8 protein-coding genes are annotated in these 7,203 nt (G+C 64.3%); all 8 read left to right on the top strand.

Going from position 1 to position 7,203, the window contains the following annotated elements:
- Positions 1-1,181, top strand: a 1,181-nt coding sequence (locus BKH32_RS13745) for a DNA/RNA non-specific endonuclease (RefSeq protein ID WP_143222825.1), incomplete at its 5' end; no start/stop codon positions are given.
- Positions 1,178-1,732, top strand: a complete 555-nt coding sequence (locus BKH32_RS11705) for a hypothetical protein (RefSeq protein ID WP_075250185.1) — start codon at positions 1,178-1,180, stop codon at positions 1,730-1,732. The genes BKH32_RS13745 and BKH32_RS11705, both read left to right, overlap by 4 nt.
- A 265-nt stretch (positions 1,733-1,997) precedes the next feature.
- Positions 1,998-2,423: a hypothetical protein gene (locus BKH32_RS11710; RefSeq protein WP_075250186.1), complete on the top strand. Its 426-nt coding sequence runs from the start codon at positions 1,998-2,000 to the stop codon at positions 2,421-2,423.
- A 242-nt stretch (positions 2,424-2,665) separates the two neighbouring features.
- Positions 2,666-3,382, top strand: coding sequence for an NTP pyrophosphohydrolase (locus tag BKH32_RS14560; protein WP_256691811.1), 717 nt, complete (start codon positions 2,666-2,668; stop codon positions 3,380-3,382).
- Between the two features lie 339 nt (positions 3,383-3,721).
- Positions 3,722-4,336 (top strand): Imm5 family immunity protein, encoded by a 615-nt coding sequence (locus tag BKH32_RS11720; protein ID WP_075250187.1) that lies wholly within the window; start codon positions 3,722-3,724, stop codon positions 4,334-4,336.
- A gap of 57 nt (positions 4,337-4,393) precedes the next feature.
- Positions 4,394-5,020 carry an Imm5 family immunity protein gene (locus tag BKH32_RS11725; protein WP_075250188.1) on the top strand — a complete coding sequence of 209 codons (627 nt, stop codon included), beginning with the start codon at positions 4,394-4,396 and terminating at the stop codon, positions 5,018-5,020.
- Positions 5,021-5,412: 392 nt separating this feature from the next.
- On the top strand, positions 5,413-6,393 hold the full coding sequence (locus BKH32_RS11735; protein ID WP_143222826.1) for a hypothetical protein: 981 nt from the start codon (positions 5,413-5,415) through the stop codon (positions 6,391-6,393).
- 3 nt (positions 6,394-6,396) lie between these two features.
- Positions 6,397-7,062 carry an SMI1/KNR4 family protein gene (locus BKH32_RS11740; protein WP_075250191.1) on the top strand — a complete coding sequence of 222 codons (666 nt, stop codon included), beginning with the start codon at positions 6,397-6,399 and terminating at the stop codon, positions 7,060-7,062.
- Positions 7,063-7,203: the final 141 nt, after the last annotated feature.

The following is a 7,203-nucleotide window of genomic DNA, read 5'->3' on the forward strand; positions in this document are numbered from 1 at the left end:
CCACCGACGGAGCCAAGAGCGCCAGCCACGCGGCCGAAGGGGCTAAGGGAGCCGGTCACGCAGCGGACGCAGCCACTGATGGAGCTAAGAGCGCCAGTCACGCAGCCGACGCTGCCGCTGACGGGGCCAAGAGCGCCAGCCACGCGGCCGAAGGGGCTAAGGGAGCCGGTCACGCAACCGACGCTGCCGCCGACGGAGCCAAGAACGCCAGCCACGCAGCCGACGCTGCCGCCGACGGAGCCAAGAACGCCAGCCACGCAGCCGACGCCGCCGCCGACGGAGCCAAGAACGCCGAACACGCAGCCGATGCTGCTGGTGACGCGGCTGACAGTGCGGCTGATGGGGCCAGGGGCGCTGACGACGCCGCCGATGCGGCGGCGGACGGCTCCAGGGGTGCTGACGGTGCTGCGGACGGGCCCTCGTTCGATGAGCGTCATCGCCCAGAGGTGTTCCGGAAGCCGGTCGAGGTGAAAGAGGGTGACGACCTGTATCCCGGCAAGAACACCCCGTTCGCCCGCGACCCCAACGTAACGCTGAAGCCCAACACTCACTACCGGGTCGAGCGCCCTGGTGGGGTGCACTCGGACTACTACACGGACGCCAGCGGAAACGTGACGCACGTGGAGTGCCACTCGAAGTGGGAGACGGGCTACCTCAACGCGGACCTGCAGAACCCCCTGCCCAATGCGACGTACTCGGTGGACGGCAAGTTCCACTACGTCACTGACGAGCACGCGCGTACATCGCACATGGAGGTCGACGGCCACATGGAGCCCCTGGATAAAGACAACGGGGAGAAGGGTGTGCGCTCGGCCCACACCCAGCGCAAGGTGAAGGCTCTCGGAGACGACCTGCCCGGTGAGCACAACGGTGGGCACGGGGCAGGTACCCAGTTCCACGGCCCGCCTGAGAAGATCAACGTGGTGGCGATGCTCAAGGAGGTCAACCAGAACTTCCCCAACAGCGACTTCAAGTCCTACCTGGAGCTGGAGCAGAAGATCGCCGATACTCCGGGCAACTACAAGGGCTTCGCCGTAGACTTCAACTACCGCGACCCGGTCGGGCCGGAGCTGACCAAGACCGAGCAAGTACCCACCGAGTTCAAGGCGACGTGGACGGACGCTGAAGGCGTTCCTCGAAACGAGCAGTTCGTGAACCATCATGAAAAGGGGCATCCGTGACTGTTGAGGACCTGAGTGAGCAGGAGGCCTTCGAGCGGTTCGAGGGCATGCTGCGGGACTGGCTGCGTGACAGCGGCGGGACCCGCATCGACATCGACTACCACGCCATCCACCGCACCGGGTTCATCACCAACTGGCTGACGATCGACGGCCAGCGCAAGGGCGTACTGTTTCCCGCGAAGCTGGACTTCACCATGTACAAGCTTCGCCCGGCTCAGGTGGATCCTCATCGGGGTGCGTGGACGTACTCGCACCTGTGGATGGAGACCTCGGACGGTGTGCTCCACCAGGAGTCGGACTGGATGCGCGAGCCAGTCATTAACGAAGATCCCGCTGGCGACCAAGACGCGGCGGTGGAGCTGAGGTTGCATCCCAGGGATCCTGAGTTCATCCCTGAGTGGATGGCGACCAAGGCAGCCGCCTTCCACAAGCAGGAGGAGGCCCGAGCACGACGTCGCGAACGCGACCGGGCCCGCCGGGAACGCAAGAAGGCCGAAGCCGCCCAGGAGGCTGCAACGGACACGGCGAATGCCAACGAGGACGGCCAGTAGCGGGCCTGGTGGGGCACGGTGCCGACGGTTTCGCCCGGCGTCCCGGTGCCCCACCTGTCCCGTCACAGCTCCCGGGCCGTCCACTATCACCGGCCTGCTTTGGCGGTGCGTGGCTGCGCGGTCGGCTGACTCGGGTGGTGATGGCCGGGGTGGGCCGGTAGCGTGAGTGGTCCCTGGCCGAATTGGTGCCGGACGACCTGTTGTTAGCTGTGCCCCCGCGTTGTTTCTTGAGCGGGGCGCATTGGATGATGAATGGAGAGCAGTGATGGTGGAATGGTCCTTTGAGGCCCAGATGCAGGCCGCGCAGGCGATCGCCGACCAGTGGGGTGGGTGGATGCGGTCCACCGGCGCCGATGAGGTCGTCGCCGAGTACGAGGCCGTCGGCCCCCGCGCCGCAGTGAGCAGCCAGGTGCTGCACCAGGGCCAGTGGATGAACAACGCCCTGCCGATGGAGCTGGTGAGCCTGGGCTTGAACCTGCGCACCGCGATGGGGCGCCCCGGCGGTGGTGCGTGGACCTGGGCGCAGCTGTCCATGAGCAGCTCACAGGGCTACAAGCTCGTCTCCGACTTCAACTACGACCGCGAGCCTGACCTGGACCCGCCCTACACGGCCCAGGACGTCGCCCAGGAGCTCCAGGCCTTCCCCCGTACCCCGGACGCCACCCCCGACTGGATGCGCATCAACCACTAGAACCAGCCCTGCCAGGCATTGCGGCTGTGGCACCTCACTGAGGCCGCCCCAGCGCCCCTGACTGACCGACCGCTGAAGGAGCGCTCACGCGAGCCGCCCATCCAGCAGGCACCTCACCAACCAACCCACCAACGGTGGGGGCCGAGTCCTTCCGACCCGGCCCCCACCGTCTCGCATCAGCTCGCGGTGGCTGCGGCCGCCTCGACGTGGACGAATATCGCCACCAAGCTGAACTCGTACTCGTGGTGCACGACCTGTCCCGCGACGCGATTGCCACCGTCATCAGCAAGATCGGCTCCAAGTCCACCATCGGAGAACTCCCTGCGAATCAGACAATCCCCTGGGCGGCGCCCTCAGTGGCCGCCGACAACAGTGTGTCACCAAACAACCTCGCCGTCGTCAAAGTGGACGACAGACAGACCGTTAATGTCACCGAGATTCACGTAGAAAGCTCCAAAACAATGAGATATTTCGCTCGCGAGACGAACGGCGAGAGCGGCCCCAGAGAGAGTTTCTTCATGCCTCAGACTCCGCAGGAGTTTGCGAAGCGGGTGGCTCGTAGCCTCACTTCCCCCCAGTTTCTGGACGGGAAGTACGTGTTCTCTATTGTGGTGTGGGCTCTTCCTGAGGGAGCATCGCACATTGATGATGTTCCTTATTCGTCTCCGGCACGGGCTACGTACATCCAGTGCGGTGGGTCCACGGAGGCGATGACCATCGAGATCCGCGTGACTCACGACGACGACTCCTACGAGCAGTACACGGTGGCTCGTGAGCCTGTCGCCGACCCCGAGGCGTGGACCACGGTGTCCTGGGACAACGGGCATCCCGAGCCCTTCACCATCCAGGTCCACCCCGAAGAGGTCTTCACCGGCGAGCAGGCCGTCCCCGTCTTCCGGGCCTACATCGAGGAAGGCTCCTTACCACCAGCCGAGCTGCTACGCAGAATCAACGTCTAACGGCTCGTGCACCACATGGCTCCTCAGGCCTCACCTGCGTGCGCGTGAGCCCAGAAGTATCAGATTTTCATTCCGATCCAGTCGATCAGGCAGTAAGGCTTATTCACAGCATCCGTCGAATGCGCAGTGACTAAGCCTCCCTGAGCGCCTCTCCGCAAACCTTGAACGAGGAATTAGTGACAATACTCCTCGTCCGCACCCCCTATGCCGCTACTGGATGGTAGGTTGTGGACCCGAAGGGCCTAGAAGGATGACAGGTCGCTGAGTGTGGGAAGTGATGTTCTGGCCCATCCCGAACCAGCGACAGAACGATAGAGAGGTTGTTGTTGGATGATTGATATGGGTGCTGTGCGCGTGGAGGTTGAGACGGCTCGTGGTGAGCTGGTCGATGCGGGCAACGTCAAAGGGATCCTGAGCCTGCCGGCTCGCACACGGATCTGGCGGGCGATGCTCGACCCCCAGGACGCTGAACGCTCCTACCGGTGCCGCACGGAGCTGAAGATGGCCTGCCTGCGCCGCGTCCTGCCCCTGTGGGAGCGCGCCTTCCCCGGCGACGACAGGGTCCAGGAGATGCTGAACCTGACCCAGGGCCTCATCAACGCCAGCCAGGACCCCGACGACGCCGAGATGACCAGCGACGAGTTCCTGGCCGACGTCTACGACGAGATCGAGGACTTCGACGCCATCACCCAGCCTGCCGCGTTCGTGGCCAACGGCGCCGTCAGCCTGGTCGGCTCAGCCCTCGACCGCAGCCTGGACTTCGACGTGGTGGGAGACATCCAGGACGACGACGAGCTGCTGCCGGACTCCCTCGAGACCAGCTACTGCTGCGCCAGCGCCGCAGCCGGGGCACTGAACTGGCAGCCGCTGGAGGACACCGACGTCGATGCCCGCCGCGCCTTCTGGCTGTGGTACCTCGACGAGGCCGTCCCCACAGTCCTCGAGGCTCAGTGACCACCAGCCGGGCTCACCAGTGCTCAACACTAACTAGTGCTCAACAGGAGGAACCAGATGATCGACGTGGGCGCGGTGCGCGCTGAGGTTGAGGCGGCTCGTGCTGAGCTGCTCGACGAGGAGGACAACCCCAAGGCGATCCTGTCCCTGGGGACCCGTAAGCGGGTGTGGCGGGCCATGATCGACCCCGACGATCCGGATGCCTCCTACCGTCGCCGGATCGAGCTGAAGATGGCCTGCGTGCGCCGCGTCCAGCACTACTGGGAGCAGTACTACCCAGGCGACCAGAGGGTCAGTCAGATGCTGGACCTGGCCCAGAGCCTCATCGACGGCCAGGAGACCAACACGAGGAAGGCACTCAAGCAGGCCAAGAAGTTCCGCAAGGACGTCTGGACCGACGACAGCGACTGGTCGGAGGAGGATGAGCGCGCCACGTATGCGGCCTATGGTTCCGTGTTCATGGTGGTCTCAGCGTGCTCACGCGACCCCTACGACGACACCACCGGCCCCGAGACGAACGACAGCGATCTGCTGCCGGACACCATTGAGACCAGCTATTCCTGCGCCTGCGCCGAGACTGGAGCCGCCAACATCATCAGGGTCCACCAGACCGATGTCCCCGCCCGCCGGGCCTTCTGGCTGTGGTACCTCGACGAGGCCATCCCCACAGTCCTAGCCAACTGAGCACTGAAAGGGGGCTCACGCGAGCCGACCGGCCAGCAAGCACCTCACTGATCAACCAGCCAACGGTGGGGGTCGAGTCCTTACGGCTCGACCTCCACCGTCCCACACTCACACACAGCGGCTGCGGCTGCCTCGACGTGGACGAACATCGCCACCAAGCTGAACTCCTGCGACGGCGACCTGGACAAGGTGTGCTCCAGCCGCCTGGCCGGCCAGGAGTCACTGGCGGTGGCGACTTTCAAGACCCTGCAGGCCGGTTCCGCCTCCCACCTGCGCATGAGCCGGTCAGCTGGCCAGCGCGATTTCAGGTGGGCTGACACTCGCCTCAGTGATCGTGCGCATGACGCGCCTACTACTCCCTCAAGGCGAACGGTGGGCTGACACTCGCCTCAGTGATCGTGCGCATGGTGCACGACATGGTCCGCGACGCCATCGCCGACATCATCGGCAAACTGACGTCGAAGGCGATCATCACAGCCGTCTCCTTAGGCACAGCCAGCGGCTGGGCGGTAGCCTCGCTCAGCGCCGACGTGCCCTCCTGGGCGTTCCGCCTGTCCAAGGAAGTCGCCGACGTGGTGACCTCCGCCAAGAACCTCAAGGGCCTGCTGAGCAAGGCCAGCCGCCTGTTCGACGACGTCGCCGCGGCCTTCACCCGTATCCCGGCCAAGGTCAGCAAGGCCGTCACCACGAAGGTGGAGGCCGCCAAGGACCTCGCGTCCTCCCTGAGGAACCCCCAGTACGCGCTGGCCGGCCTCCCAGGTTTCAACATGCGCCAGGCCGGCGACATGGGGAGAGCCAAACCCACCGTATACAGACCCAGCGGAGGTCCCACACCCCCCAAGACCCCACGCCCCAACCCCAACGAAGGCCGCTGGGGAGTAAAACTCGACGAAGCCCCAGCCAAGTCCGACCCCAAACCAACCACCGGCGGCGGCGACAGCACCCCACCCAAGGGCGGAGGCGACGGAAAGGGCGGCGGCGGAAGCGACCCGATGAGCGGCCCGGTCGTCTTTAAGCCTTTCAAAGGAGCATCAGAAACTGATATTAAAGCACTTCACGAATATGTCGCAGGGTGCAACCAGGCACTTAGGGAGGGGAAGTTGTCTCCCACCGGAAGAGTTGCCACAAAAGGCACCGAAATCGACCGTCAGGCCAAGCGTGCAGCCCGACAAGAGAGGCGAGCACACCCGGAAAAATACCCATCTCCTGACATTGTTGCCGGACACGTTCCGGACAGCACATGGTTGGGGCATGGGAATCCACCCAGGTGGCAGGCAATGTCGTCCAAGTTGAACTCCAGCCTGGCAGGACAGAACAACAACTATCCGGTAGGATACAAGCCAACAGAATTCCTCGTCGGGGAAGGGGATTGAGACATGACTGGCGAGACTACTGGCACATCCAGCCAGGCAAGTCAGGGCGTTCCCGGGTGGACGTGGCCCAACTACATCGGCTGGGGGTGGATGATCGTCCAAGCGAGGATGGAGGCCGACTGGACCGGACTGTGGGACTATGCGATGCCAAATCCGAAGGCGTCGGAGGAGACTGTGGCCCGCACCGAGGCCCAGCTGGGTTTCCGTCTGCCGGAGTCCTACCGAGGTTTCCTCCTAGCGGCCGATGGTTGGCCCTACTTCTTCCAGGACATGACGATCTTCTCCACCTCCGACCTGCTGAGCGGCGAGCTACACAAGGCCGGGCAGATCCAACTAGAGCTGGAGGAGTGTGTCGAGGCCATGGCCGCCGGAGGCGTCATCGCCGCAGACCACTTCACTGTTGTCGCCTCTCGAGAATCTATTGAGATCGCTCTCATGGGAAAGCCCGGCACCCCGGCGGAGGGGACCGTCTCCTGGGTACGCGGAGAGGTCATGCAGCGCTATGACGACTTCCTGGACTACTACCTGTCCATGATGGAGCTCAACAAACTCGACACTGCCGACCTCAAAAAGGACTTCGGCCCTAAGCCCGACGGCGTGCCTCACGCTGTCATCGGCCGTCCCGGCAGCCCACCCGTCCTCGAAGAGGCCCGCCGCGACGACCTGTAGAACCGACATAAGCAGCTCTCTCCACTCGAATTCAGCTGAGGTACCGCCTTCTCCCACCCGGCCGCACACCACCCCCGCAGGAACACGGATAGCCGCTGAAGCCGGAGAGCAAGCCCCGTCAGCCTTGTGGTGCTGGGGTCA

It is taken from the genome of Actinomyces oris (assembly GCF_001929375.1).
Classification (GTDB): Bacteria; Actinomycetota; Actinomycetes; order Actinomycetales; family Actinomycetaceae; genus Actinomyces; species Actinomyces oris_B.